This is a genomic window from Halopseudomonas pelagia CL-AP6, assembly GCF_000410875.1.
GTDB classification, from domain to species: domain Bacteria; phylum Pseudomonadota; class Gammaproteobacteria; order Pseudomonadales; family Pseudomonadaceae; genus Halopseudomonas; species Halopseudomonas pelagia.
The window spans coordinates 18,564-43,301 of record NZ_AROI01000013.1 but is presented as its reverse complement, the minus strand read 5'-3'; the positions used below and the strand labels follow the sequence as shown (position 1 = coordinate 43,301).

The window sequence follows — 24,738 nt, the reverse complement described above, 5'->3', positions numbered from 1 at the left end:
ATTATCAGGAGATTGCCCGCGCGGCGATGTAAAGCACCTGTTGGAATGGTTTGGCATTTACTTAGCCGAGGCGCAGAGCCGATTTCAGCGACTTTCCAAGACCAGGATACCGCCCTGGTCGACCATGCGTACGCGATTCAGGTAGCTGTTACCCAGCAGCACTTCGGTGGGAAAGCCGCCTTCCAAGACCAGGCCGTCAACGTTGGTCAACTCCAGCTCGCCGACCTTTACACGCCCGAGTTTTACCCGGTAACCCTGTACCTGACCACTCGCAGTGGTGGCCCGCACCTCGACGCCGGTTGTCCGGTAATCGATGCCCAACCGCTGGGCTTGAAAGGAATTCAGCGCCACACTGGTTGCACCGGTATCGACCATGAAAGGTACGCTATGGCCGTTGATGGATCCGGTAACACGATAGTGCCCGCCGGTGCCGCGGGGGATGCTAACCTGCCGCGTCTGACGCTGAGCAAAACCCTCAGTGTAGTCGCGCTGCATGCCAAATTCGCGCGTCTGCCCGTTGATCCTCAGCGTGGCGGTGCGGCTATCGGCGGCCAACAACTCGACCCCTTGGGCGCCTGGCTGGCCAATCCGCAACATGTGCCGCTGACCGTCAATATTGACCACAGCCGCGCCAGAAAACAGCCCGACCACCCTGACCACCGGCTCAGCCAGCGCAGTTGAACTAAACAGCGCCAGCAGACTCATGGTAACAATATGGAGCTTGAGCATGGCGCCCTCCCAGGCAAACCTGTTGCGTCCGTTTAGACCAGCCACTCAGCGACCAGTAACACTACAAGGGCCATCAAGCCTGCAAGAATATCGTCGAGCATGATGCCAAACCCACCCCCCACACGCTTGTCCACCCAACCGATAGGCCAAGGTTTCCAGATATCAAAGAGGCGGAACAGCGCAAACCCGGCGAGCAACCAGAGCCAGCCAGGCGGCGCGAGCAACATGGTTAGCCAGAGCCCGACAAACTCGTCCCAGACAATCCCGCCATGATCATGCACGCCCATATCCCGGGCGGTACGGTCACACAGCCATATGCCGAGCACAAAGGTCACGACCAGAACCGCTATATAGCCGCTCAAGGGTAACTGCTGCCACAGCAGCACGAAGGGTACCGCTGCCAGTGTTCCCCAGGTGCCAGGGGCTTTGGGGATGGCGCCGCTACCAAAACCGAAGGCGAGAAAATGGATCGGATTACGCCACACTGAGGCGGGAGCGTGCGGCTGCTGATCAGTCATTAGGGGTGTCCTTGAAATGTTGGTAGCCCGCAGGCTGGTCCATGTTTACCAGTGCCTGACCATCATCCAGCCAAACCCCCTGCCCGGCAACCACCTGGCCAATGGCGCTAACCGCGAAGCCCTGGGATCGCCATACCGCTAGGGCAGCTGTACTGGCAACCGGCAAGGTAAACAGCAGTACATAGTCATCCCCGGCGCTGAGCATCCATTCCAGGCGCTGAGCTTCAGGCCACGCCATCAATGCCTTGGAACAAGGTAGATCGGCGCGACGGATCTTCAGGCCTACCCCGCTGGCACTGGCCAGATGGCCGGCGTCGGCCAGCAGACCATCGGAAATATCGATACCGGCACTGGCAATTCCCGCCAGCTCCAGGCCCAGTTCACACTGCGCGCGCGGACGCCAGAACCGGGCCTTGAGGTAACCCCTTTCACCCTCGGCTAATCCGTCAGGCAAACGCTCACCAAGCACCAGCGCCAGGCCAGCACCACCGTCACCCAGCAGCCCCCCCACACAGAGCAAATCACCTGGTTGCGCACCCTGACGACGGACCACCCTGCGCGGCTCGACCTGGCCCATTACGGTAACGCCCACATTCAGCGGCCCCCGCGTCGTGTCTCCGCCAACCAGGCAAATACGGTGGTCTTGAGCAGCCTGGGTCAAACCTTCGGCAAAGCTTGCCAGCCAGCCTTCGTCGGCTTGTGGCAGCGTCAACGCCAGAGTGAAGCTCAGTGGTCGTGCGCCCATGGCCGCAAGATCGCTGACCGCCACAGCCAACGCGCGATAACCCAGGTCCGCAGGGAGGTAGTGCTCAGGAAAGTGGGTGCCCAGTACCAAGGTATCGGTGGATACTACCCACTGTTTGCCTGGCTCGGGCCGCAGCAGGGCCGCGTCGTCACCGATACCGAGGGTTACCGCGTCGACATCGCCGGCTGCCTCCAGGGCAGAGTCCTGGAAGTAGCGACGAATTAGATCGAACTCACCCAACGGCATGGCCACAGCCTCCTGCCGACGACGTCAGCGCCCGCGTCGAGACGCGTTGACTTCGGCACTGCGCAAACGCGGCGCCAGCTTGTCAAGAATACCGTTGACGTACTTGTGGCCGTCAGTGGCACCGAAGGTCTTCGCCAGTTCGATGCCTTCATTGATGACCACTTTGTATGGCACGTCAATGCGATGCATCAGTTCGTAAACACCGATACGCAGCGTGGCCAGCTCGATCGGGTCCAGCTCTTTAACCGGGCGATCCAACACGGTAGCGAGACAATCATCCAGCTCGGTGAGATTTTTACCCACGCCGGTCAGCAGCTCGTGAAAATACGCGCCGTCGACCTTGGCAAAATCGTTATCGGTACGATAATGCGCTTCAATATCGGACAGCGGCAGATCCGCTACATGCCATCCATACAGGGCCTGCAGCGCGAAGCTGCGCGCCTTGCGCCGGGCTGAAGCCTTGGGCCTGCCGGGAGCGGCCGGCTGAGTGCCGGATTCGCTCACTTGGCCCCCAACTGCTTGCACAGGCTGACCATTTCGAATGCAGACATGGCCGCTTCTGCGCCCTTGTTGCCGGCTTTGGTGCCGGAGCGCTCGATCGCCTGCTCGATGCTGTCAACGGTCAGTACACCGAAGGCAACTGGAATACCGTATTCCAAAGACAGACTGCCGATGCCCTTGACGCATTCGCCAGCGACATATTCGAAGTGCGGCGTACCGCCGCGGATTACCGCACCCAGAGTAACAATCGCATCAAACTGCTGCATCTCGGCGACTTTTTTGACTACCAGCGGAATCTCGAACGCGCCGGGTGCCCGAATAATGGTGATATCGGCCTCCTTCACCCCGTGGCGCTTGAGTGCATCAATGGCGCCGGACAGCAGGCTTTCAACCACAAAGCTGTTGAAACGTCCGACAACCAGTGCATAGCGGCCTTCGCTCGCCATAAAATCGCCTTCGATGGTACGTATAGCTGACATGTTGTCTCTCTCTTAAAGAACCGGCTGTGCACCAGGCGCAGTCGTGGATCGGGTGCGTTTATTCGCAGGGCAGATATTCTACTACTTCCAGATCAAAACCGGATATGGCATTGAACTTCATTGGCTTGGACAACAGACGCATCTTGCGCACGCCCAGGTCGCGCAGAATCTGTGAGCCAGCGCCTACCGTGTTGTAGGTAGTCGGCTGCCGCTCGGGGGTGTCAGTACCGGCCAGCTGGTTGACGTGATGCAGCAACTCGTCAGAACCCATCTGATTACCCAGCAGCAGCACTACACCATGACCTTCTTCAGCCAGTTTGGCCATCGCTGCGCGCAGGCTCCAGCGCTCCGGCTGCTTGACCATAAACAGATCACGCAACGGGTCCATGTTGTGTACCCTGACCAACGTGGGCTCTTCCGGCTCCAGCTTGCCCAGGGTCAACGCCAGGTGCACGGCACCTTCCAGGCTGTCACGGTAAGTCACAAGATTGAAGGTACCGAGCTCGGTTTCCAACGGCTGCTCAGAGACCCGCGTCACTGTGCGCTCGTTAAGCAGGCGGTAATGGATCAGATCGGCGATGGTGCCAATTTTCAGATTGTGCTGTTCGGCAAAGGCTTCCAACTCCGGGCGACGTGACATGCTGCCGTCATCGTTCATGATCTCGCAGATCACTCCGGATTCACCAAAACCGCCCATGCGTGCCAGATCACAGGCCGCTTCGGTATGGCCTGCCCGCGCCAGCACACCACCGGGCTGAGCCATCAGCGGGAAGATATGGCCAGGGCTGACGATGTCTTCAGCCACCGCACCGGGCGCCGCGGCTGCCTGCACCGTGCGCGCACGGTCGCCAGCGGAAATACCGGTACTCACACCTACCGCTGCCTCAATGGACACCGTGAACTTGGTACCAAAACCGGAATTATTACGCTGCACCATCAGCGGCAACTTTAGCCGCTCGCAATGCTCGAGACTCATGGGCATGCAAATCAGACCACGGCCATAGCGCGCCATGAAGTTGATATGCTCCGCCTGGCAAGCTTGCGCCGCCATGATCAGATCACCTTCATTCTCACGATCTTCGTCATCCATCAGGATGACCATTTTGCCGGCGCGTATATCGACCAGCAGTTCTTCGATTGTATTGAGTTTCATACGGCCCTCCCGGGCTCGTTGATCAGGGCTTCAGGTAGCCGTTTTCGGCCAGAAAGGACATGCTTAGAGCGCTGCTAGCGGAGCCAGGCTCAGCGGCCTTGTCACCCAGCAGCAGACGCTCAAGATAGCGCGCAATCAGGTCCACCTCCAGGTTCACTGGACTGCCGACCTGATACCCGCCCATGACGGTTTCCTGCATGGTGTGCGGCACGATATTCAAATCAAACACAGCACCGTCCACGCTGTTGACCGTCAAGCTGGTGCCGTCGACAGTAATGGAGCCTTTCTCGGCGATGTAGCGCGCCAGATTGGCTGGCGCTTCAATACGGAAATGCCAGGAACGAGCGTCTTCATTCATGGACAGCACCTTGCCGACGCCATCGACATGGCCGCTGACCAAGTGGCCGCCCAGCCGCGTTGATGGCGTCAGCGCCTGCTCCAGATTAACCTTGCTGCCTTCCTTGAGCCGCGACAGCGCGGTGCGCCGAATGGTTTCCTGGCTGACATCCGCCCAGAAACCATCCCCCGGCAACTCCACTGCGGTCAGGCACACGCCGTTGACCGCGATACTGTCACCGAGCTTGACGTCATCCAGGCTCAATTTACCGGTCTTGACGTACAGGCGCACATCACCACCGCGTGGCTGCATGCTCTGGATATGACCGACCGCTTCGATAATGCCTGTAAACATCTGTACGTCTCGCTTGCTTGATTGAGGAGCCGCCAGCCAATGGACTAAAGAACCATCAACTGACCAGCAGACCCATGCCATAGACCGCCATGAAGCCAAAGGCGTAGGCAACAAACAACAGCCCAAAGCTGCGCATATAGGTCATGAATGTCAGCCCAGGCAATTTGCTCATGGCAACAATGCCGGCTGCAGAGCCGATTATAAGCAATGAACCACCTACTCCGACAGCATAAGTCAGCCCCATCCACTCGGCGGTGCTCATATCCAGATCGGATTTCAGCAGTGCGGCCGTCAATGGCACGTTGTCGATCAAGGCTGAGAGCAGCCCCATCAGGAAGTTCGCCAGCATCACCGGCAGCACATCATAAAGCGCCGTAAGCCCTTGCAATACCCCGATAAACTGCAGCATGCCGACCAGTAACAGAACGCCGAGAAAGAACAACAAGGTTTCAAATTCGATGGCGCGCACATATTCCAGAATCGGGTCATTTTCAATATCTTCATTGAAAAACCGTGCAATCAAAAACATCAGCGCCAGGCCGGTGAGAAAGGTCAGCACCGGCGGAATGGAATACAGCAGGCTGCCCAGAATAGTACTGACAATCGTCAGCAGGAACAGCACGCAGATAACCCTGTCGACACCGCGCGCCGATTGCAGCGAACCCTTTTCAATGATCACCTCACCACTTAACCCGATCGACAGCAAGGCCGCCAGTAGCAGCACCGCCAATAGCGCCGGCAGTGCCAGCAACAACAGATGGGTGATTTCAACCTTGTCAGCGAGAAAAATCATCAGCGTGGTCACGTCGCCAGTGATCATCGCCACCCCGCCGGAGTTGACGGCGAATACCACCAGGGTAGCAAAGCGCAGGGTCTTGCGGAGCTCCAGCTTGAGGCTCAAAACCAGCGCGACCGATACCAGTGTGGCGGTAATGTTATCGGCAATGGAGGAAAAGACGAAACAGAACAACCCGGTCATGAACAGCAATTTGCGCTCGGTAATCTGCCCCGGCAGAATCCTATAGATGATATTTTCGATCAGGCCCTTCTTGTTCAGGTAGGCGACGAAGGTCATAGTCGCCAACAGAAACAACCAAAGCCCGGCGATATCGGTGATGTTGTGACTCAGGGCCGCCTGCACACGCTCGCGGAAAGCGTCGTCCGGCGCGGCAATAAACAATATCATCCAGGCCAGCGCGCCGAAAAACAGCACCACCTTGGCCTTGTTAACGTGAATCAGCTCTTCAAGCACCACACCCAGGAACGCGGCTATTGCCATCAGAACCAGCAACCACTGAACTGCCATCTGCATGATAGAACTCTCTCAGGAAGGAAAAACCGGTCGCGCCGTGATGCGCCAGTCACGGCCGACAACCCGCATGTCGGTCACATCGAGCTGCATGGCCTCGGCCATGTTGTCGAAGGGCAATTCCAACAAGGGTCGCGCCCGGCTGCCCAGCAGCCTTGGCGCCATGTACACTACCAACTCATCCACCAACCCGGCATTGAGGAAAGCCCCAGCCAAGCGCGCGCCGGACTCTACCAGCACTTCATTACAGCCTCTTTTGGCCAGTTCCAGCAGCAGCGCCTTCAGATCCACGTGCTCCTGCGCCTTATCCGGCAGAGTAAGCAATTCTGCGCCAGCAAAAACGTAACCCTGCACCCGGCCACGCAATAGCCTGCACGCCACCAACAACGGACCCGGCTCACGGAACAAGCGATTTTCCAGCGGTACTCGCAAGCGCCCATCGACCAGCACCCGTAATGGCTGCCTGGCCGCTGCTGCGGCAGCCTCTGCCTCAGGCAGGCCAAGCTCTGCAGCACGTACAGTGAGTGCCGAATCGTCCAGTAACACCGCATCCGCGCCGCTGATCACCGCACCACTGCGGGCGCGCAAACGTTGCACATCGGCGCGTGCATCAGGCCCGGTTATCCACTGGCTTTCACCATTGGCCATGGCAGTACGGCCATCCAGACTCATGGCCAGCTTGATGCGCACAAACGGCATGCCGGTCTGCATGCGCTTGATAAAGCCAGGATTGAGTGCCTGGGCCTCGGCTTCCTGCAAGCCGCATTCAACGTCAATGCCCGCCTTGCGCAAACCCGCCAGGCCCTGGCCAGAGACCAGGGGATTGGGATCCTGCATCGCTGCCACCACGCGGACCACACCAGCGTTGATCAGCGCTTCGGTGCAAGGCGGTGTTTTGCCGGTGTGGCTGCAGGGCTCCAGGGTGACATAAGCCGTGGCGCCACGGGCCCGTTCGCCTGCCTGGGCGAGCGCATTGACCTCGGCATGACCTTCGCCAGCACGGGCATGCCAGCCTTCACCGACAATCTCGCCGTCGCGCACCAGCACGCAGCCAACGCGAGGGTTGGGTTCGGTGGTGTACAGACCTTTATGCGCCAGCTGCAATGCGCGAGCCATCATGCGGCTGTCGAGAACATCTTGATCAAGCATCCGGCTCGTCCTTGTCACGCCGTGAAAGGCGTTCGATTTCCTCGCGGAACTGGTTCAGATCCTGAAAACGGCGGTAGACCGAGGCGAACCGAATGTAGGCCACCTCATCAAGCTGCTTGAGCTCATTCATGACCATCTCGCCGACCACCATCGCCTTTACCTCGCGCTCACCAGTGGCGCGCAAGCGATGCTTGATATGGCCAATCGCGGCCTCGATCTGCTCGACACTGACTGGTCGTTTTTCCAGCGCCCGCAGCATGCCCGCGCGCAACTTGTCCTCATCAAAGGGCTGACGACGATCGTCACCCTTGATCAGGCGTGGCAGCACCAGTTCAGCGGTTTCAAAGGTGGTAAAGCGTTCCTGACAGGCCAGGCATTCACGCCGGCGGCGCACCTGGTCGCCTTCGGCCACCAGCCGCGAATCGATCACTTTGGTATCATTGGCACCACAGAAGGGACAGTACATAGCAGACTTCCTGTTGGGCATGCGCGGCACATCTTACTCCGATGTGCGCCGGGGTTAAATGACCGCCGCACCCCGGCAGGTGGCCTTTATCCATACATGCCGCGCCAGCTTGCGCGAAGTCAGCCAGCCTGGGGTGCAGAATAGGCATCCCTGAGCTTGCGCTTGGCAACCTTGCCATTATCGTCCCTTGGCAGACTGGCGACAAAATGCACTTGCCGCGGGGTCTTGTAGCTGGCCATGCGCTGGCGAATGAAATCCTTGACCCGCTCTTCGGTGAGCGACGGATCCACGGTAGCCACCACCGCCATCAGCGATTCACCGTACTCTCTATCGGGCACACCAAACACCGCACAATCCGCGACACCCGCCAGGCTGATCAGCTGGTGCTCTATTTCTGCCGGGTAAATGTTTACTCCGCCGGAAATGACCATATCTGATTTGCGGTCGCAGATGAACAGGTAGCCCTCCTCGTCCAGATAGCCAATATCGCCCACGGTCGCCAGATCGCCCAGCCCGGCCTTGGCGCGCGCCTGGTCGTTGTTCAGATAGGTGAAGTCTGGCACGGCCGGCTGGCGCACATAAATCACGCCCGGCTCACCCGGCGGACAATCATTGCCCTGCTCGTCAACAATGCGGACACGCGTCTGGCCAATCGGCAAGCCTACGCTGCCCGGTTTGCGGCGCGCCGAGACCGGGTCCTGAATAGTGATCATGCCGGTTTCACTGGAGGCGTAGGTTTCATAGATGACCGGGCCCCACCAATCGAGCATCGCCAGCTTCACATCTGGCGCACAGGGCGCACCGGTCGAGGCGACAAAGCGGACCGAGGACAGATCGTACTTTGCCTTAATCTCCGCCGGCAGGCGCAACAGCCGCACGTACATGATCGGCACCAGAAACACTGTATCGATGCGGTAATGCTCGATCAGCGCCAACGTTTGCTCGGCGTCAAAACGCGGCATCACGACCATCAGCTCAGCCTGCAAAATCGACTGCTGGGCAAAGGAGCTGGGGGCGCTGTGATAGAGCGGCGCCGACACCAACGTGCGCACGCCGGGCTCGATGCCCCAAGCGGCACGCGACAGCTCGCGCATGGCCGCGGCCATGGCTTCACGCTCTTCAACTGGAGGCGCCAGGCGCTTTACACCCTTTGGCCGCCCGGTGGTGCCTGAGGTGTAAGCCATATGTGCACGCGGCGTACGCGGCTCACCAGCATAGACCGCTTGTTCGGCCAGCCAGGCTTCATAGCGCAGGTGTCCGGCGCGCAAGCTGCCATCGCCGCCATTGACCAGGACCACCACCCCTTCAGGAATAATGGCCAACAGGTTGTCTAGCAGGTCAGCTTCAACCAGAAACACCTTGGCCGCCGAATCCTGTAGTAAGAACGCTACCTCATCAGCCTTGAAATGCCAGTTGACCGGGCAATAGAAGCAGCCTGCCGTCTGGCAGCTCTGGATCGCATCGATAAAGACCGGACCATTACGCAGCATCACCGCTATCACGTCGCCGTCTTCAACCCCCAGCCGAGCAAGGCCACCGGCCAACTGCAGGGCACGCTGCGCGACCTGATCACCACTGCGCTCCAGTTCGCCGCAGATCAGCTGCGCGGTCATGACGGCTCACCGTAGGGGCTGGCGATTTGCCGCATGCGAGCACGCGCGTTGGCGTACTCCTGCTCCAGCTGGCTGACGGCCTCGGCGGTGGTGGTAATCGCCGCAATGCTGCCCACGCCTTGTCCGGCGCCCCAGATATCGCGCCAGGCCTTGCTCTTGTTACTGCCGCCCGAGCCGAACTTCATGCTGCTCTTCTCGCCTTCGGGCAGGTTGTTCGGGTCCATCCCGGCATTCTGGATACTGGGCTTGAGATAGTTGCCGTGCACCCCGGTAAAGAGGTTGCTGTAGACGATGTCGTCCGCGGAGGTATCCACCAGCATCTGCTTGTAGGCAGCGTCGGCGTTGGCTTCCTGGGTGGCAATGAAACGGGTGCCCATGTAGGCCAGGTCTGCACCCATGGCCTGCGCGGCGAGAATCTGTTCGCCCTTGGAGATGGCACCGGAGAGAATGATTGGGCCGTCGTAGAAGGCGCGAATTTCAGACACCAACGCAAAGGGGCTGAGTTGCCCGGCATGACCGCCCGCGCCAGCACAGACCAGAATCAGACCGTCAACACCGGCTTCAATGGCTTTGCGCGCATGCTTGACGTTGATCACGTCGTGGAAAACCAAGCCGCCATAACTGTGGATCGGCCCTACCACCTCATCCGGCGCGCGCAAGCTGGTGATGATGATCGGCACCTTGTACTTCACACACATTTCCACGTCGTGCTGCAGGCGATCGTTACTGCTGTGCACGATCTGATTGACGGCAAAGGGTGCGACCACTGCATCCGGGTTGGCCGCCTGGTACTCGGCCAGCTCACTGGTAATGCGTTTGAGCCACACTTCCAGCTCCTCGGCCGGCCGTGCGTTCAGTGCAGGGAAGGAACCAACCACGCCCGCTTTGCACTGGGCGATCACCAGATCCGGATTGGAGATGATAAACAGCGGCGAGCAGATAACCGGTAGTTTGAGCGAGTTCTGCAGAACGGCGGGAAGACTCATTGTTGTTCTCCTTGGACTAAGTCATGTAATGACAGCATCAAAATTTAACGTGCCTGGACTATAGAAGCTGGCTGGTTGATCTACAATATCCGCCAACGAGCCCAAACTGTTTACAAATAGGCAACAATAGGTGGATATCAAAACCCTGCAGTTCCTCTGCGCCGTCGTCGAAGCCGGCAGCATGAGCAGCGCCGCACGCCGGCTCGGCACCTCGCGCTCGCACGTTAGCCGCAGACTCAAGGCACTGGAGCAAAGCATTCAGGTGCAGCTGTTCCGGCGTACCACGCGCCAGGTGGAACCCACACAGATAGGTTGGGCGCTGTACGAGCATGCCGCGCGCATCAGCCAGGAACTGAATGCCCTGCAGGCCACGGTAGAAGACCTGGGCAAGAACCTGCGCGGGCATATCAGGCTCAGCGTGCCAGTCGCGCTGGGACAGCAAGTGGTCGGCCCCTTGTTGCTGGAGTTTGCCAGCCTCTATCCTGAGGTTAGCCTGCAGCTAACCTTCAGTAACCGGATTTTTGACCTGGTAGCGGCCGAAATTGATGTCGCCATCCGCGTTACTTCGACTCCGCCCGACGCTCTGGTTGCCCGCGATCTGGGCCCGGTCGATTGGGCGCTCTGTGCCAGTCCTGCTTATCTTCGGGCGCAAGGCACACCGCAGGAACCGGAGGACCTGCTGCGACTCGATATGGTCAGCGTAAACGTGCCGGACCAGCGCCTGCCACTGGAGCTCTTCGACGGCCGCGAGACCCGCACGCTGACGCTGCGCCCGCGACTGCAGACCGAAGATATGCTGTTCCTCAAACGGGCGGTTCTGGCCGATATTGGCTGCGCCCTGCTGCCGCTCTATAGCGTGCAGCAGGAGTTGGACAGCGGCGAATTGCTGCGCCTGTTACCCACGCAGCGCGTGCGCGTCAGCGCCTGGGGCGATCAGTTGTATCTGCTCACCGCGCCCAACCTCTACCCGACCTTGGCTACGCGCACGCTGATCGAGTTTCTACACAGCCGCCTGCGAGCCATTTTGCCGGCTTGACCGCGCTGCGCACATGCAACCACCGACGCTACAATAGCCACAATACCATTGCGGACCACACCATGACCCTAGCCGCCCTGAACGACGAACTGCATCAGGTTCTGTCCGATGCCCAACTGGTAGCCACTCGCCTGCCGGGTTTGCCAGAATTGGAACTCTGGCTGCTCGACCCTGCCAATCTGAATCGCGCCTTCAGCAGCGAGGAAACCCAACAGCTGCTTGACCAACCACCCTACTGGAGCTTTTGCTGGGGCAGCGGCCTGGCGCTGGCGCGCTGGGTACTCGAGCACCCGCAGCAGGTTCGAGACAAGCGGGTGCTGGACTTTGGCAGCGGCTCCGGCATTGTCGCGATTGCCTGCGCCAAGGCCGGCGCCCAGCAGACTATTGCCTGCGACATTGACCCGCAGGCGCAGATGGCCAGTGCTCTGAATGCGCAACTGAACGGCGTATCCCTAACTCTGGCGGCAGATTATTTTGCCGTGACCGGCGATATCGATCTGATCGTCGCTGCGGACGTACTTTACGACAGCGATAACTGCGTGTTTCTTGAGCATTTCCGCCAGCGCGCGCCCCGCGTGATTCTGGCCGACTCAAGGGTTCGCGATCTGCAGCATCCCTGCTATACGCGTCTAAATACGTTGCAGGGCCAGACCTGGCCAGACCTGGGTGAACCCCTGGCATTCCGTGAAGTAGCCTTGTATGGCAATAACGACTGACCTGCGTTTCCAGCAGCAGCCCAGCCTGGGCAACAACGCACCCTTGATTTCAGCTGCACGCCACCCCACTATCGCCTGATTCTTTCTTCGATGGACAATCCATGAGCCAGTCACCTTATATTTTCGACGTCACCGAAGAGACCTTCGACCGTTATGTTCTGGAAAACTCGTTCCACAAACCGGTCCTGGTCGACTTCTGGGCAGAATGGTGTGCGCCGTGCAAGGCGCTGATGCCGATGCTGGCCAAGATCACCGAGGAGCATGCAGGTGAGTTATTGCTGGCCAAAGTCAACTGTGACGAACAGGCTGGCCTCAGTGAACGTTTTGGCATCCGCAGTCTGCCGACCGTGGTGCTGTTCAAGGATGGCCAACCGGTGGACGGCTTTGCCGGCATCCAGCCAGAGAGCGCTATCCGCGCCCTGCTTGAGCCGCATGTCAGCCAGCCGCCTTTGGCGGAACCCGAGTCGGAGGACGCCGAAGCCGACATCAGTGAACAGGTCGATGACCTGTTACTAAATGGCAATTTCCAGCCAGCCATCGCGCTGCTGCAACAGGCCTTGAGCAGCGAGCCCACCGATAAGCTGCGCCTGCTTCTGGCGCGCGCGCTGGGCCTTAACGAGCAGCTGGATGAAGCAGACCAGGTTCTGGCTGAGATTGCCGATAGTGAAGCGCACAAGCTCGCGTTGAAGAGCTTGCGTGCCGAGCTCGGCTTTCTGCGCCAAGCACGCCATTCCCCCTCGGAAGCGCAATTGCTTGAGCGTCTGAAAAAGAGCCCCCAGGACAGTGAAGCAACGTTCCAGCTAGCGATTCTAAAGCTGACCCATCAGAACCATAAACTGGCGCTAGCGCACCTGCTCAGCCTGTTCCAGCACGACCGTGGCTATGCCGACGGCGCTGCACAGCGCACGCTGCTGGAAGTCTTCGACCTACTCGGCAGCGAGCACCCGTTAACTACCCAGTACCGCCGCAAGCTTTACCAAGCCCTGTACTGAAACCACCTCTGCATTGTCGGTCCCCACCGGCAATGCAACTGGTCTTGCCGATAAAAACGTAATAAGATAACGTTCCTTTAGTGACAATATTATTCCGTTTGCATCTCTTGCGAGGCCTACTATGCGCCCTACCCCGTTTATCATTGGCAGCCTGCTGGCCGCCATGTCTTTTGCCAGTGCAGCACACGACCACGCCGATCATGGCCACGACGAACACAAGCACGAAGATAAGCACGATCATGATCATGATCATGGCCACGACAGTCTCTCCGCCCACGAACATGGCGTAGGCTCTTTGAACCTGGTGGTCGATGGCAACGACGTGAGCATCGAGCTGGACTCCCCCGCGGATAACCTGCTGGGTTTCGAGTACCTGCCAACCAGCGACGCAGATAAAGCCAAGGTCAAAGCTTTACGCACGCAACTGAATGAGGCCGAAGCGCTATTCGTGTTCCCAGCCGCCGCCGACTGCAGCCTTAAGGAAGTCGAACTGAACAGCCCGCTGTTTGACGCCGTAGCCGACGAGCATGGCCATGACCACGATCACGGCGAAAAAGAAAAAGCGGCTGAGGCCCACGCGGATATTCAGGCGCACTTCCATTTCACCTGCACTCAGGCAGCCAAGCTTGACCAGATTCAGGTTGCTCTGTTCAGCGCTTTCCCCGGCACCGAACGGTTGCTACTTCAGGCCATCGGCCCTAAAGGCCAACAGGGCGGTGAATTGACCGCTGCGCAGAATCTGATCCGTTTCTGAACGTTTAATCTGCACCTCCGTGCCTGCCCGATATCGGGTAGGCGCGCCGGCCTATCACTGATAGGCTTATCGTCCCTCTGTGAGCCCAGTACAAGCCATGAATTCCGTCATCATAGACCTGGACGCCGCAACCTACGCCTGGCCTGGGCAACCCACACTGTTGAACATACCGCGCTTTCAACTGCAGTCTGGCGAGCGGGTGTTCCTCAAGGGTCCGTCAGGCAGCGGCAAAACCACTTTGCTCGGCCTGCTGGGTGGCGTGTACCTGCCCGATAGTGGCAGCATCACACTACTGGGTCGTGACATGGCGACCATGTCCGCCGCTGGCCGTGACCGGTTTCGCGCAGACCACACTGGCTACATATTCCAGATGTTCAACTTGCTGCCGTACCTGTCGGTGGTAGAGAACGTCACCCTGCCCTGCCACTTCTCCCGCGTGCGCCGAGAACGCGCACTGCAACGGCATGACAGCTTGTCCTCCGCCGCGCTGCACTTGTTACATAGTCTTGGCTTGACCGACGGCGCCCTGCTGGATCGCCCGGTCAACGAATTGTCCATTGGGCAGCAGCAGCGGGTTGCCGCTGCCCGCGCGCTGATCGGTAGCCCCGAGCTGGTGATCGCCGATGAGCCAACTTCTGCGCTGGACGCGGATAGCCGCGAAGCCTTTCTGCAACTCCTGTTTGCCGAATGCGCCGCCGCTGGCAGCAGCCTGCTGTTTGTCAGTCATGACGCGTCTTTGCAGCCGCTGTTCGACCGTTCGCTATCATTAAGCGATATCAACCTGTCCGCTCAGCCACAGGGGGAGCTCTGATGTATCTGTTGCGTCTGGCGATCAAGAGCCTGGGTAATCGCCGCTTTTCCGCGCTGCTGACGGTCATCGCCATCGGCTTGAGCGTTACACTGCTACTCGCCGTAGAGAAGGTTCGCACCGAGGCACGCAGCAGCTTTGCCAACACCATTTCCGGTACTGACCTGATCATTGGCGCCCGTTCCGGATCGGTGCAGCTATTGCTGTATTCGGTCTTTCGCATCGGCAATGCGACGAACAACGTGCGCTGGGACAGCTTCGAGCACTTCGCCGCCCATCCGCGGGTAGATTGGGCCATTCCGATTTCACTAGGCGACTCACACCGTGGCTTCAAGGTCATGGGTACCAGTCAAAGCTATTTCGAACACTATCGGCACGGCCGCGATCAGGCGTTAAGCTTCTCCGCCGGCGAGCCTTTCAATGATCTGTACGACGCTGTCATCGGCGCTGACATTGCCCGCGAGCTCGGTTACCAGCTAGGTACTGAGCTAGTACTGGCCCACGGCACGGGCGCGGTGAGCTTTGTCGATCACGGCGACAAGCCATTTCAGGTCAGCGGCGTTCTGGCCCGCACCGGCACGCCGGTAGACCGGACCATTCATATCAGCCTGGAAGGCATGGAAGCACTGCATGTGGACTGGCAGCAGGGCATGCCGGCGCGCGGTTCAGCTGCGATTAGCGCCGAACAGGCGCGCGAGATGGATCTAACTCCCAAGGCCATCACCGCCATATTGCTGGGCCTGAATAACCGCATTAGCACCTTTGCCGTGCAGCGCGACGTCAATCAATACAGCCGAGAACCGTTGCAGGCGATCTTGCCCGGGGTGGCACTCCAGGAGCTCTGGAGCCTGCTCGGCATGGCCGAAAAAGCATTGTTCATCGTCTCGATCTTTGTTGTGTTAACCGGTTTGGTGGGCATGCTCACTGCGATTCTCAGCAGCCTTAACGAACGCCGACGAGAGATGGCCATCCTGCGCTCGGTCGGTGCGCGACCGCGTCATGTGTTCGCACTATTACTGCTAGAAGCAGCCAGCCTGGCAATGGCTGGTATTCTGTTGGGGCTAGCCATGCTGTATTTGGGCTTGTGGGCCGGGCAGCCGCTGATGCTCTCACACTACGGCCTGTTCATCGCGATCACGCCACCCGGCCTGTATGAATGGACGCTATTGGGCGCTATTCTACTGGCTAGCGTACTGATGGGCAGCGTGCCCGCGTGGCGCGCCTATCGCCAGTCATTGGTCGACGGCCTGTCGATACGAACCTGATGAGGTATTGCATGCGTACTTGTGTCGCCCTGATCGGCGCGGTAGTGGTCGCGCTGTATGCGCTGCCGGCAATGGCTGTTGAAGAACTGACCTGGGGCGATCTGGTGCCCCCGGAGGCACGAGACATAATGGGCATGCCGCAACCCACCCACGATCTTTCGGCCTTGGCCGACACGCTGAGTGAGGGCGAGTATGGCGACCCGGCCGTGCAAGTGGAACCTGCCGCGCCAGTCGTTGCAGAACTCAATGGCCGCGAGGTAAAACTACCAGGTTATATCGTGCCGCTGGGCATCAATGAAAAGGGCGTGGTAAACGAATTCCTGCTGGTCCCTTACTTTGGCGCCTGTATCCATGTGCCGCCGCCACCCTCGAACCAGATCGTTTATGTGCAGAGCGAAGCAGGCATCAAGCTGGAGGCGCTGTATCAGCCTTTTTGGATCAGCGGTGCGATGCAGGTTGAAGCGGTGGAAAGTGACCTTGCCAACGCTGGCTACAAAATTGCCAACGCCAGCATAGAGCCCTACACCTACTGAGATTACCCCGGGCACCCTGCCGAGATGACGCTACTCAGCTAGGCGCTTAACCTTCTTGCTGCGCCTGGCGAGCATAAGCAGCCCATTGATTCAGCGTTCGGCGCTGCTCGGCGCTGGCCGCAGGGCGCGCCCGCTCCAGACTACTCAATAGCTCATCCCACTCACCCTGATTGAGTTGAATGGCCGCCACTCGCAACCAATGATCAGCGCGGCCAGAACTGAGCGCCAGCGCGGTCCAGGCGGACTTGGCGCGGTCATGGTCACGGGCCTGCTGCCATAATTGTGCCAGACGCTCCTGGCGCACCGCATTGGCCTGCAGCAGTTGGCGCTGAAGCAGAGCCTCCAACAGTCTGGCTGCTTGCCAGGGCGCACCCGCATTGACCTGTAACGCGACCAGGTTATCCAGATCCTGGACCGCAAAACGGATACCTCCTTCATAGGCCAATCGCAGCGTGCCCGCCGCTGCACGCTGGCGCTTATCAAGACTCTGCACACCGGCCAGTTGCCGCCAGTACTCGGCGTTGCCAGGCTCGCGCTTTAGCAGCACTTTCAACCAGCGCTCCGCCGCCTGATACCGCTGCAAACGATAATTCATACCCACCAACAGTTGATACCAGACAGCATCAACACCGGGTTCCTCGCGCACCACCTGCTCGGCCAAGGGCAACGCCTTGCTATATTGTTCCAACTGATTATATAGCTGCACCAGCAAGCGCCGATTCTCACGCGGCAAAGCCTCTGCGGCCAGTTCGGTTTCCAGCAAGGTCACCGCTTCCCGTGCCTGTCCTTCGGAGGCCAGCAGCTGCGCCAGATTGCGCCGGTCCTGGCTGGCCGCTTCGGCCTCCAGTTGGTCGCGGCTTAAGGCCTTGCGCAACCAGTCGATCGCCTCGGCGTTGCGGTCACGGGCAATGGCCAGGTAGCCGAGCCGCTGCTCCACCAGAGCCTGTTCGATACTGCCGGTGCTGGCCTGTTCCAGCGCCTGCTGCAGGCGCTTGCCCGCAGCGGCATAATCACCGCGCTGCTGAGCCTGCTGCGCCTCATTCAGCGCTCTGAACGCGGCGGGATTGATCGATTGCGCCTGCACTGCGGCGGCGCATAACATCAGTAACACGACCAGAATACGCATCAGCGACCTCCATCCAAACGGAAATACAATGTCTTGGTCGCTTCACGCGCTACCGCCTGGCCATTTTCCCGCCGTGGCGCAAAACGCCAGCGTAACGCCGCACGGCGGGCTTCGCGATCAAATACACCAGGCGGCTGCGCGTCAGTTACCCGCAGATTCTCGACCCGGCCCTCGGCGGTGATGGTAAACGCCAATGTGACCTCACCCTCGATACCTGAAGCCAATGCTCGCTGCGGATAGTTGGGCGGCACATCGGTGAGCGGAGTGACCTCTTCCGAAACCGAGGGCGAAGCGTCAGCCGGCGGCGCAGCTGGCTGCGGAGCGGCCTCATCCTTGGCCGCAGTCAGACCTTCCAGGGAAGGCGCGCTGCTGACCTGAATCTGCGTCGGCACATTAGGCACGCTAATATTCAGATCCATGCTGGCGCTGACCTGAGGTTGCGGCGGCGTAGGCTGAACGGGCGGCTGATCAGGTGGCTGCGGCCGATCCGGCGCTTCGCGTTGCTGGCGCTCGCGGCTGTCGCTCTGGGTATCACTGACCGAACGCACAAAGCTAACCCTGGCCAATTCCTCGACCGGGTCAGCGTTATCCCTCGGCGGCATGACCAGCACCAGCATCAATGCAAACAGCGCCAGCGCGACCAACAACGCCGCAGCAAAACTCAGGGCCAGACGCATCAGCGACCCTCAGCTCCGGCAGTGGCTGCCAACGCGACATCCTGTACCCCGGCAAGACGGATCTGATCCATTACCTGGATCACCAGACCACTGCGTGATTCACGATCAGCCTGAACTACCACCGAGCTATCCGGCTGATCAACGCGCATACGCTCAACGGCCGCACGCACCGCGCGCACATCGACCTGCTGGCGGTCTATCCAGATTTCGCCATTGGCACTCACGGCGACCAGGATGTTGCCCTTGGGCTGCTCGCTGGCGCTGGCCGCCGACGGACTGTCGACGGTGATCCCCGATTCCTTGATGAAGGAACTGGTGACGATAAAAAAAATCAGCATGATAAAGACGATATCCAGCATCGGGGTCATATCGATCCCGGCCTCCTCGTCATTACCCGCATGGTGTCTGCGCATTCGCATGGACTACTTCCTATTCAAAACGCAGTCGGTCATTGAGCCGCTGCAAGGCCCGGCGCGACTGTTGATCCAGTCGCGCCAGACAGAACAAGCCACTGATGGCAATGACCATGCCGGCCATGGTCGGCACAGTAGCGCGTGACACACCGGCGGCCATTGCCCGCGGATTGCCGTTACCGCTCAAGGCCATTACGTCAAATACTTCGATCATGCCGCTGACGGTGCCCAGCAAGCCAAGCAACGGACAGAGCGCAATCAATACGCGCACCATCGGCAGAAACCGGCCGAGGTGCTGCTGGGCGCGGGACAACCAGGCGGCGCGAATATGCCGCGCCGCCGGGCTGGTGCGATCTGCACGCGCCAGCCAGCGCTGCTGCAGCTGCACCGCCTCAGTCGGGAACACTCTGGCCAGAAACCATAACCGCTCGACCATCAGGGTCCAGAGCAGCACAGTGACTAACAGAATGCTCCACAGCACCAAGCCACCGCTGTCCAGGAAGTCCCTGAGCAGCCAGAACCCCTCAGCCATCTCGCGGCTCCTCGCCACCCAGATGCAGCGCGATCAAGCCGGCACTCTGCTGCTCCAGCAACTGGATCAATGCCTTACTGCGTGCAGCAACCAGGCTGTGCATAAAGAGCAGCGGAATAGCCACCACCAGACCCAGAACGGTGGTGACCAGCGCCTGGGAGATACCTTCAGCCATCAATTTGGGATCGCCAGTGCCGAACAGGGTTATCGCCTGAAAGGTCGCAATCATGCCCGTTACCGTGCCCAGCAGACCCAACAGCGGCGCCACAGCAGCGAGTAGCTTGATCAGCCCCTGCCAGCGCTCGAGAGACGGTGTTTCCTTGAGAATGGCCTCATCCAGCTTAAGCTCCAGCGTGTCCAGCTGTTCAAGTTTCGGACGACTGCCAATCACGCCCAGCACTCGACCTAGCGGATTGTCCCGTTTGAGATTGTCCAGGTCAGCAACCTGATGGTTCACACGTCTGCTGGTGCGTTGCAACCAGCCGAGCCGCCACAGCGCCAGCACCAGACCCAGCACACCCAAGGCCATGATCACGTAGCCGACCACGCCACCCTGGTGGATACGCTCGATCAGGCTCGGCGTTTGCTGCAGTTGCTGAATCACATTGCCACGTGTGGGATCGATCTGCAGATCGGCCAGCTCGCTGCGCGGCCGCACGAAATCATCAATCAGGCCGCTACCTGCCGGCTGGCGTGGCGCCACCAGCAGCCGCTTGGTATCGGCTTGATAAAGCAGATAGTCCTTGCCTTGCAAGGCCACAAAAGGCCCAACACTGACCACCGGGAGCTGCCTCTGCTCGCCGTCACGCCCGACAACGGGTGCTTCAAAGCGGCTAACCTTGCCACTGGCGGTCATATCCTGTTGCAGCAAATACCAGAAGTTTTCCAGCGTTTCTACCGTTGGTATACCGCGACTGGCTGACAAGGCTTCCAACGCCTGCATGCGCTCGGGAAACTGCATATTCAGTAACGAATCCTGCCACTGACTCTGAGTGTCACCTGCCGTCTGACGCACCACACCAAAGAGCTCACCAAGATTACCGCTGCGCTGCTCAAGCTCAGCTTCACCTTCAGCCAACGCAGTTTGAAGCCGGTCGAACTCTGCTTTGAGCCTGTCTGCTTCAGCCTGTACCGGCGCCAGCGCCTGCTCGGCCTCCCGCATCCGGCGCTGCTGTTGATCGCGCTCGGAGACAAAGCGGGCCTCGCGTTCCTGCATGGCGCTCTGCTCATTGCTGCGCACATCGCGAATATTGCGCAGCAGATCATCCAGACTCGCGGGCTGAGCCAGACACATCGGCGCCAGCAACGCCAACGACAAGCCAATCAATAGATGCTTCATGGCTGGCCCTCCTGCTGGCGCTGCTGCTCGGTAATAGGGGGCAATGGCAGGCGCAGCATCATCGGTGTCTGCTGTTGACGCGCCATGCGCATGCCCTGTTCCAGGGTTCTGCGGTATGCATTGGGCAGTGCGGTCCAGGACTGCGTTTCGGTGTCCCAAACGCCTTGCTCGCGACCGTCCAGACTTTGATAGAAGAAACTCACCCGGCCCAGGCGCAGGTAGTCAACCACGCGCACGCTGTCCGCCTTTTCCAGACTGCCACGCCAAGCCTCCAGCGTCCGTCCGTAGTCGCTCTCAATCTGGTAGGCCTCGATAAGTCGACGGTATTTCTCCGCAATGCTGACATCCGCACGCAGCATCAAATCACGCAATTGGTCGATGCGCTCACCGCGCTCTTCCGGCAGAAAGGGCAGATCCAGCGCAACGAACTGCTCCAGCGAATCCAGCATGCGCTGCATCAGCGGCAGTAGCTCGTGCTGAGTATCTTCAATACTGCTGAGCTGACCTTCAAGGCTTTGCAGCTCGGCCTGCTGCGCAGCGACCATAGCGGTCAAGCGGCTGTTGTACTCACTCAACTGTTCGCGTTGCTGCATCGCCTGGCGATAGCGCAACAGGGCTTCTCGGGTAGCGTCATCCAACTGCTCGATACGCTGTTGCGAGCCCTGCGCATCGCGCATCAGCGCCTCACTTTCACCCAGCGCCCGCTCAGTAACGTCCTGCGCCGATACAGCCGCTGGCAGCATGACCGCCAACAGTATCAAAACCGCTCTCATCCAGACTCTCCGGAGTGTCCATGCCTGAATATCAGGCGATTCAAAAGAGAAGCATTATCATTTGAATCGCCTGATAGTTCAAGCCTTAATAGTGCTGCGGCAGACTGCCGCAGCACTCCTGAGGGAATTCTTGCTTCAGATCAATAACCGCATTTAAAGCGAACACTAACATTGCACCATCATCACAAGCCCAGGAGCTAACACAATGTCACGTTCTACTATTCAACTGGCCGCAGGCCTTCTGCTCATACCTGCTTTACTGGCAACTTCGGTGGCCCATGCTCACCAGGCCGGTGACATCATTGTCCGTGCCGGCGCCATTACCGTTGATCCCCGCGAAGACAGCGGCGCCATCCAGCACGCCACACTCGGCAGCGTGGCAGGCTCCAAGGCGACTCTGGACAGCGACACCCAGCTTGGCCTCAACCTGATGTACATGCTGAGCCCGCAAATCGGTGTGGAACTGCTGGCAGCCTCCCCCTTCAGCCACAGCGTTGGTGTAAAGGGCATGCCTGGCGGCTTCTCAGGCCTTAACGGTAAACTCGGAGACATTAAACACCTGCCGCCAACCCTCAGCGCAGTCTGGTACCCAGTAACCAGTGAGAGCGTGTTCCAGCCCTACTTCGGTGCCGGTATCAACTACACTTGGTTTTTCGACGAGAGCGTGAGTAGCGAAGCCAAGGACAAAGGGTTTCAAGGCCTGAGTCTGGACAATTCCTGGGGGCTGGCGCTGCAGGCCGGTGCCGACATGATGCTGACCGACAAACTGATGCTCAATGCCCAGGTGCGCTATATCGATATCAGCACCACAGGCCACACCAAGCTGGGCGGTGAAAAGGTGAAGGTCAATGTGGATGTCGACCCGATGGTCTACATGGTTGGTCTCGGCTACAAATTCTGAGCCGCCGCCACACAGCCAGAAACGGCCGCTTATGCGGCCGTTTTCATTTCCAATATTGCGTCAATTAAGCTGCCTGAGCAGATCGGGCAGTTGGCTTCGCCAAGCCCTTGGCTTGATACCGAAGGCCATTAGCAATCGACGTGACGCCAGCACCGCATTCTGCGGCTCCCAAACGCTATCCAACTGTTGATCGAATGGCACCGAACGGATCGTGGGCACCTGCTCAAGCTGCTTGCTGGCCATCAACTCCTGCGCCAGACTTTTCACGAAACTTATCCAGCTGGACGCCTCACTACTGCCGTAATGATAGGTGCCATACAGCGGCGCGGCACAGTCCAGCTGCTTCAGGATTGCCAGCATCACTCGGGCAGCATCACCCACCGGGGTTGGATTACCTCGCCATTCTTCAGCCAACAGCAATGGTTCCCCGCTCCGCAGCTGCTCAAGCAGCCGGACCAACTGCCCATCAGGTGAGCCGTCAAGCACCCAGCCAAGACGTAGCATGATATGCCGTTCGCAATTGTCCTTGAGCCGCTTTTCCAGATCCACATGCAATTGCCCCAGTGCATCGCCCGGCGCCAATGCATCCTTCTCAGTGTAGGCCGTGCTCTTCAAGCCATCGAACACACGGGCACTGGAGAGCAAAAACAACAGGCAGTCGGCCTGCTTGCTCAATGCAATCAGCTCCTCCCCGAACTTGCGCTGCAACACAAGACTATCGGCATCGTTGCAACCCAGCTGGAAATGCTGGTGGTAAAAAGCCAGATTGACCACCGCATCCGGCTGGTACTGAGCAAACCAGCCCTTGAGTTGCTCCGGCTGCCAACCTTGCGCTGGGCGCTCAATGGCATCAATGGCTATATCTTCCGCTGCCGCCAGGTGTAGCAAGGCTTGCCCCAGCTCAGAGTCTGCGCCTAACAACAAAATGCGCATTCGCATGTTTTAACCTTATCTTTTGAACCACTATTCCTGACTGCATTTTGCAACCTATGGGCGTTCAGGTCACGCGGCAGTTTCCATCCCTTTCAGGTGTAGGTAATCAAGGTCTGCAATTCCGGGCTATCCAGGTGCGGTATGCTATTGAAGCTGCTCAGGCGCATATTGTGCTGATTGAATACGCAATGAATCAGCGCCGTGTTGCGCGTCTGCAGATTCAGCTCAATCATGGTTTCACTCGGCGCCTGTAGCAACTGCCGCACCAGCATGGCGATGGCGCCACCGGAACTGACCGCCAATACGCGCTGGCCTTTGTACTGCGCCATGATGTGCGCACGCACATCCAGTAAACGTTGCTCAAAGGTTTGCCAGCTCTCCGGCAGTTGACCTTGCAAACCGTCCTGGGACCAGAGCAGAATGGCCTTCTTCAAGCGCTTGAAAAAATCCGCTACGGCAGGCTTATCGGGTAAGGCCTGATCGGGAAACTGTACAAGATAGGCCTGCAGAATCGAATGGAAGTCGAATTCATTCAGTTCGGTGAACACCTCGAAACCGGTCGCCGGCAGCCCAAGCCCCTGGCAGATACCTTCAGCGGTTTCCCGATGACGAACCATGTCGCCCGTTAAAATACGGTCAAACTGCAAGCCACGGCGGAGAAAATACTCGCCGAGCAAGCGTGCCTGCTGATGCCCCAGCTCGGAAAGCTGATCATAGTTACTGGAGCCAAAAGAAGCCTGGCCGTGGCGGACAAAATAGATTTCAGACATGAGCAGTTCCGTATAAAAGACAAAATAAAACCCGGCATACCGGAGGATGACGCATCCTCGAATATGCCGGGTTCGATGAACAGCTCTATGTCAGAACGGAATGTCGTCATCAAAGCTGTCGTAATCCGGAGCTGACTGCTGCGGCGCCGGTTGCGCTGGCTGCTGCTTCGGAGCTGGTTGTTGGGCCGGACGCTGTTGCTGCGGGCGCGGCGCCATGCCCTGCTCGCCACCCTGTGGCTTACCGTCAAGCAGCTGCATTTGACCACCGATATCCACGACGATTTCCGTGGTGTAGCGCTTGACGCCATCTTTTTCCCATTCTCGGGTTTGCAGGCGGCCTTCGATGTACATCTTCGAGCCCTTGCGCACATATTCGCCCACTACTTCAGCAATACGACCAAAGAACACCACACGGTGCCACTCGGTGCGCTCCTGCTGCTGACCGGTTTGCTTGTCCTTCCAGCTGTCGCTGGTGGCGAGGGTGATGTTGGCAACAGCATTGCCATTAGGCAAGTAGCGAACTTCCGGATCGCCGCCGACATTACCGATCAAAATTACCTTGTTGACGCCTCTGGCCATGATGCT

The 24,738-nt window shown here is 59.1% G+C and carries 29 protein-coding genes; 8 read left to right on the top strand and 21 right to left on the bottom strand.

Annotated elements, in window-relative coordinates; all coding sequences use genetic code 11:
- Positions 1-84: 84 nt before the first annotated feature.
- The 12 genes from K787_RS0111335 to K787_RS0111280 all read right to left on the bottom strand — a co-directional run bounded on the left by K787_RS0111335 (position 85) and on the right by K787_RS0111280 (position 10,585).
- The gene (locus K787_RS0111335; protein ID WP_022962927.1) at positions 85-729 is read right to left on the bottom strand and encodes a retropepsin-like aspartic protease family protein; all 645 of its coding nucleotides are present in this window, start codon (positions 727-729) and stop codon (positions 85-87) included.
- A 32-nt stretch (positions 730-761) separates the two neighbouring features.
- A complete protein-coding gene (locus tag K787_RS0111330) occupies positions 762-1,247 on the bottom strand; it encodes a phosphatidylglycerophosphatase A family protein (RefSeq protein ID WP_022962926.1) in 486 nt (161 codons plus the stop codon).
- Positions 1,240-2,232, bottom strand: a complete 993-nt coding sequence (thiL, locus tag K787_RS0111325) for a thiamine-phosphate kinase (protein WP_028614860.1) — start codon at positions 2,230-2,232, stop codon at positions 1,240-1,242. The genes K787_RS0111330 and thiL overlap by 8 nt, the downstream gene beginning before the upstream one ends.
- A gap of 30 nt (positions 2,233-2,262) precedes the next feature.
- Positions 2,263-2,742 (bottom strand): transcription antitermination factor NusB, encoded by a 480-nt coding sequence (nusB, locus tag K787_RS0111320; RefSeq protein WP_022962924.1) that lies wholly within the window; start codon positions 2,740-2,742, stop codon positions 2,263-2,265.
- On the bottom strand, positions 2,739-3,218 hold the full coding sequence (ribH, locus tag K787_RS0111315) for a 6,7-dimethyl-8-ribityllumazine synthase (RefSeq protein WP_022962923.1): 480 nt from the start codon (positions 3,216-3,218) through the stop codon (positions 2,739-2,741). Before ribH ends, nusB begins: the two co-directional genes overlap by 4 nt.
- 58 nt (positions 3,219-3,276) lie before the next feature.
- The gene (ribBA, locus tag K787_RS0111310; RefSeq protein ID WP_022962922.1) at positions 3,277-4,371 is read right to left on the bottom strand and encodes a bifunctional 3,4-dihydroxy-2-butanone-4-phosphate synthase/GTP cyclohydrolase II; all 1,095 of its coding nucleotides are present in this window, start codon (positions 4,369-4,371) and stop codon (positions 3,277-3,279) included.
- A 22-nt stretch (positions 4,372-4,393) separates the two neighbouring features.
- Positions 4,394-5,062, bottom strand: coding sequence for a riboflavin synthase (locus K787_RS0111305; protein ID WP_022962921.1), 669 nt, complete (start codon positions 5,060-5,062; stop codon positions 4,394-4,396).
- Positions 5,063-5,117: 55 nt separating this feature from the next.
- On the bottom strand, positions 5,118-6,374 hold the full coding sequence (gene nhaD, locus K787_RS0111300; RefSeq protein WP_022962920.1) for a sodium:proton antiporter NhaD: 1,257 nt from the start codon (positions 6,372-6,374) through the stop codon (positions 5,118-5,120).
- 12 nt (positions 6,375-6,386) lie between these two features.
- The gene (ribD, locus tag K787_RS0111295) at positions 6,387-7,520 is read right to left on the bottom strand and encodes a bifunctional diaminohydroxyphosphoribosylaminopyrimidine deaminase/5-amino-6-(5-phosphoribosylamino)uracil reductase RibD (RefSeq protein ID WP_022962919.1); all 1,134 of its coding nucleotides are present in this window, start codon (positions 7,518-7,520) and stop codon (positions 6,387-6,389) included.
- Positions 7,513-7,986 carry a transcriptional regulator NrdR gene (gene nrdR / locus K787_RS0111290; RefSeq protein WP_022962918.1) on the bottom strand — a complete coding sequence of 158 codons (474 nt, stop codon included), beginning with the start codon at positions 7,984-7,986 and terminating at the stop codon, positions 7,513-7,515. Before nrdR ends, ribD begins: the two co-directional genes overlap by 8 nt.
- 119 nt (positions 7,987-8,105) lie before the next feature.
- The gene (locus K787_RS0111285) at positions 8,106-9,599 is read right to left on the bottom strand and encodes an AMP-binding protein (protein ID WP_022962917.1); all 1,494 of its coding nucleotides are present in this window, start codon (positions 9,597-9,599) and stop codon (positions 8,106-8,108) included.
- On the bottom strand, positions 9,596-10,585 hold the full coding sequence (locus K787_RS0111280) for an NAD(P)H-dependent flavin oxidoreductase (RefSeq protein WP_022962916.1): 990 nt from the start codon (positions 10,583-10,585) through the stop codon (positions 9,596-9,598). Before K787_RS0111280 ends, K787_RS0111285 begins: the two co-directional genes overlap by 4 nt.
- 130 nt (positions 10,586-10,715) lie before the next feature.
- On the opposite strand from K787_RS0111280, the gene K787_RS0111275 reads away from it, so the two are divergent.
- The 7 genes from K787_RS0111275 to K787_RS0111245 all read left to right on the top strand — a co-directional run bounded on the left by K787_RS0111275 (position 10,716) and on the right by K787_RS0111245 (position 16,689).
- The gene (locus K787_RS0111275; protein WP_022962915.1) at positions 10,716-11,621 is read left to right on the top strand and encodes a LysR family transcriptional regulator; all 906 of its coding nucleotides are present in this window, start codon (positions 10,716-10,718) and stop codon (positions 11,619-11,621) included.
- Positions 11,622-11,683: 62 nt separating this feature from the next.
- Positions 11,684-12,337: a class I SAM-dependent methyltransferase gene (locus K787_RS0111270; RefSeq protein ID WP_022962914.1), complete on the top strand. Its 654-nt coding sequence runs from the start codon at positions 11,684-11,686 to the stop codon at positions 12,335-12,337.
- Between the two features lie 101 nt (positions 12,338-12,438).
- Complete coding sequence (gene trxA / locus K787_RS0111265) at positions 12,439-13,329, top strand: thioredoxin (protein ID WP_022962913.1); 891 nt, start codon at positions 12,439-12,441, stop codon at positions 13,327-13,329.
- Positions 13,330-13,450: 121 nt separating this feature from the next.
- Positions 13,451-14,083, top strand: coding sequence for a DUF2796 domain-containing protein (locus K787_RS0111260; RefSeq protein WP_022962912.1), 633 nt, complete (start codon positions 13,451-13,453; stop codon positions 14,081-14,083).
- Positions 14,084-14,180: 97 nt separating this feature from the next.
- Positions 14,181-14,894, top strand: coding sequence for an ATP-binding cassette domain-containing protein (locus K787_RS0111255; protein ID WP_022962911.1), 714 nt, complete (start codon positions 14,181-14,183; stop codon positions 14,892-14,894).
- Positions 14,894-16,156, top strand: coding sequence for an ABC transporter permease (locus tag K787_RS0111250; protein WP_022962910.1), 1,263 nt, complete (start codon positions 14,894-14,896; stop codon positions 16,154-16,156). The genes K787_RS0111255 and K787_RS0111250 overlap by 1 nt, the downstream gene beginning before the upstream one ends.
- An 11-nt stretch (positions 16,157-16,167) precedes the next feature.
- Complete coding sequence (locus K787_RS0111245) at positions 16,168-16,689, top strand: DUF3299 domain-containing protein (RefSeq protein WP_022962909.1); 522 nt, start codon at positions 16,168-16,170, stop codon at positions 16,687-16,689.
- 46 nt (positions 16,690-16,735) lie between these two features.
- Here the strand turns inward: K787_RS0111245 and K787_RS0111240 are convergent, their stop codons facing one another.
- The 6 genes from K787_RS0111240 to K787_RS0111215 are packed head-to-tail and all read right to left on the bottom strand — an operon-like array spanning position 16,736 to position 21,549.
- Positions 16,736-17,815: a tetratricopeptide repeat protein gene (locus tag K787_RS0111240; RefSeq protein ID WP_022962908.1), complete on the bottom strand. Its 1,080-nt coding sequence runs from the start codon at positions 17,813-17,815 to the stop codon at positions 16,736-16,738.
- Positions 17,815-18,492: an energy transducer TonB gene (locus K787_RS0111235; RefSeq protein WP_022962907.1), complete on the bottom strand. Its 678-nt coding sequence runs from the start codon at positions 18,490-18,492 to the stop codon at positions 17,815-17,817. Before K787_RS0111235 ends, K787_RS0111240 begins: the two co-directional genes overlap by 1 nt.
- The gene (locus K787_RS0111230; RefSeq protein WP_022962906.1) at positions 18,492-18,911 is read right to left on the bottom strand and encodes an ExbD/TolR family protein; all 420 of its coding nucleotides are present in this window, start codon (positions 18,909-18,911) and stop codon (positions 18,492-18,494) included. Before K787_RS0111230 ends, K787_RS0111235 begins: the two co-directional genes overlap by 1 nt.
- Positions 18,912-18,921: 10 nt before the next feature.
- Entirely contained in the window at positions 18,922-19,437 is a 516-nt protein-coding gene (locus K787_RS0111225) for a MotA/TolQ/ExbB proton channel family protein (protein ID WP_022962905.1), read from the bottom strand.
- A complete protein-coding gene (locus K787_RS0111220; RefSeq protein ID WP_022962904.1) occupies positions 19,430-20,776 on the bottom strand; it encodes a MotA/TolQ/ExbB proton channel family protein in 1,347 nt (448 codons plus the stop codon). The genes K787_RS0111225 and K787_RS0111220 overlap by 8 nt, the downstream gene beginning before the upstream one ends.
- Entirely contained in the window at positions 20,773-21,549 is a 777-nt protein-coding gene (locus K787_RS0111215) for a DUF3450 domain-containing protein (RefSeq protein ID WP_022962903.1), read from the bottom strand. Before K787_RS0111215 ends, K787_RS0111220 begins: the two co-directional genes overlap by 4 nt.
- Before the next feature lie 205 nt (positions 21,550-21,754).
- Here K787_RS0111215 and K787_RS0111210 point away from each other — a divergent pair, with 205 nt between their 5' ends.
- On the top strand, positions 21,755-22,450 hold the full coding sequence (locus K787_RS0111210; RefSeq protein ID WP_022962902.1) for an OmpW/AlkL family protein: 696 nt from the start codon (positions 21,755-21,757) through the stop codon (positions 22,448-22,450).
- A gap of 60 nt (positions 22,451-22,510) precedes the next feature.
- Here K787_RS0111210 and K787_RS0111205 read toward each other — a convergent pair whose 3' ends face one another.
- The 3 genes from K787_RS0111205 to ssb form a co-directional block, all read right to left on the bottom strand.
- Complete coding sequence (locus K787_RS0111205) at positions 22,511-23,389, bottom strand: sugar nucleotide-binding protein (RefSeq protein ID WP_028614856.1); 879 nt, start codon at positions 23,387-23,389, stop codon at positions 22,511-22,513.
- Between the two features lie 86 nt (positions 23,390-23,475).
- Positions 23,476-24,153, bottom strand: coding sequence for a histidine phosphatase family protein (locus K787_RS0111200; RefSeq protein ID WP_022962900.1), 678 nt, complete (start codon positions 24,151-24,153; stop codon positions 23,476-23,478).
- Between the two features lie 90 nt (positions 24,154-24,243).
- On the bottom strand, positions 24,244-24,732 hold the full coding sequence (ssb, locus tag K787_RS0111195; protein WP_022962899.1) for a single-stranded DNA-binding protein: 489 nt from the start codon (positions 24,730-24,732) through the stop codon (positions 24,244-24,246).
- Positions 24,733-24,738 lie beyond the last annotated feature (6 nt).

Excerpts from the sequence above, each read along its gene's own strand:
- K787_RS0111260 (WP_022962912.1), top strand. The coding sequence starts at position 13,451 with ATGCGCCCTACCCCGTTTATCATTGGCAGCCTGCTGGCCGCCATGTCT.
- K787_RS0111255 (WP_022962911.1), top strand. The coding sequence starts at position 14,181 with ATGAATTCCGTCATCATAGACCTGGACGCCGCAACCTACGCCTGGCCT.
- K787_RS0111285 (WP_022962917.1), bottom strand. The coding sequence starts at position 9,599 with ATGACCGCGCAGCTGATCTGCGGCGAACTGGAGCGCAGTGGTGATCAG.
- ssb (WP_022962899.1), bottom strand. The coding sequence starts at position 24,732 with ATGGCCAGAGGCGTCAACAAGGTAATTTTGATCGGTAATGTCGGCGGC.
- K787_RS0111215 (WP_022962903.1), bottom strand. The coding sequence starts at position 21,549 with ATGAGAGCGGTTTTGATACTGTTGGCGGTCATGCTGCCAGCGGCTGTA.
- K787_RS0111220 (WP_022962904.1), bottom strand. The coding sequence starts at position 20,776 with ATGAAGCATCTATTGATTGGCTTGTCGTTGGCGTTGCTGGCGCCGATG.
- trxA (WP_022962913.1), top strand. The coding sequence starts at position 12,439 with ATGAGCCAGTCACCTTATATTTTCGACGTCACCGAAGAGACCTTCGAC.
- K787_RS0111270 (WP_022962914.1), top strand. The coding sequence starts at position 11,684 with ATGACCCTAGCCGCCCTGAACGACGAACTGCATCAGGTTCTGTCCGAT.
- K787_RS0111225 (WP_022962905.1), bottom strand. The coding sequence starts at position 19,437 with ATGGCTGAGGGGTTCTGGCTGCTCAGGGACTTCCTGGACAGCGGTGGC.
- K787_RS0111230 (WP_022962906.1), bottom strand. The coding sequence starts at position 18,911 with ATGCGAATGCGCAGACACCATGCGGGTAATGACGAGGAGGCCGGGATC.
- K787_RS0111250 (WP_022962910.1), top strand. The coding sequence starts at position 14,894 with ATGTATCTGTTGCGTCTGGCGATCAAGAGCCTGGGTAATCGCCGCTTT.
- K787_RS0111200 (WP_022962900.1), bottom strand. The coding sequence starts at position 24,153 with ATGTCTGAAATCTATTTTGTCCGCCACGGCCAGGCTTCTTTTGGCTCC.
- K787_RS0111235 (WP_022962907.1), bottom strand. The coding sequence starts at position 18,492 with ATGCGTCTGGCCCTGAGTTTTGCTGCGGCGTTGTTGGTCGCGCTGGCG.
- K787_RS0111210 (WP_022962902.1), top strand. The coding sequence starts at position 21,755 with ATGTCACGTTCTACTATTCAACTGGCCGCAGGCCTTCTGCTCATACCT.
- K787_RS0111280 (WP_022962916.1), bottom strand. The coding sequence starts at position 10,585 with ATGAGTCTTCCCGCCGTTCTGCAGAACTCGCTCAAACTACCGGTTATC.
- ribD (WP_022962919.1), bottom strand. The coding sequence starts at position 7,520 with ATGCTTGATCAAGATGTTCTCGACAGCCGCATGATGGCTCGCGCATTG.
- K787_RS0111335 (WP_022962927.1), bottom strand. The coding sequence starts at position 729 with ATGCTCAAGCTCCATATTGTTACCATGAGTCTGCTGGCGCTGTTTAGT.
- K787_RS0111330 (WP_022962926.1), bottom strand. The coding sequence starts at position 1,247 with ATGACTGATCAGCAGCCGCACGCTCCCGCCTCAGTGTGGCGTAATCCG.
- K787_RS0111245 (WP_022962909.1), top strand. The coding sequence starts at position 16,168 with ATGCGTACTTGTGTCGCCCTGATCGGCGCGGTAGTGGTCGCGCTGTAT.
- nhaD (WP_022962920.1), bottom strand. The coding sequence starts at position 6,374 with ATGCAGATGGCAGTTCAGTGGTTGCTGGTTCTGATGGCAATAGCCGCG.
- K787_RS0111205 (WP_028614856.1), bottom strand. The coding sequence starts at position 23,389 with ATGCGAATGCGCATTTTGTTGTTAGGCGCAGACTCTGAGCTGGGGCAA.
- ribBA (WP_022962922.1), bottom strand. The coding sequence starts at position 4,371 with ATGAAACTCAATACAATCGAAGAACTGCTGGTCGATATACGCGCCGGC.
- K787_RS0111305 (WP_022962921.1), bottom strand. The coding sequence starts at position 5,062 with ATGTTTACAGGCATTATCGAAGCGGTCGGTCATATCCAGAGCATGCAG.
- K787_RS0111240 (WP_022962908.1), bottom strand. The coding sequence starts at position 17,815 with ATGCGTATTCTGGTCGTGTTACTGATGTTATGCGCCGCCGCAGTGCAG.
- ribH (WP_022962923.1), bottom strand. The coding sequence starts at position 3,218 with ATGTCAGCTATACGTACCATCGAAGGCGATTTTATGGCGAGCGAAGGC.
- nrdR (WP_022962918.1), bottom strand. The coding sequence starts at position 7,986 with ATGTACTGTCCCTTCTGTGGTGCCAATGATACCAAAGTGATCGATTCG.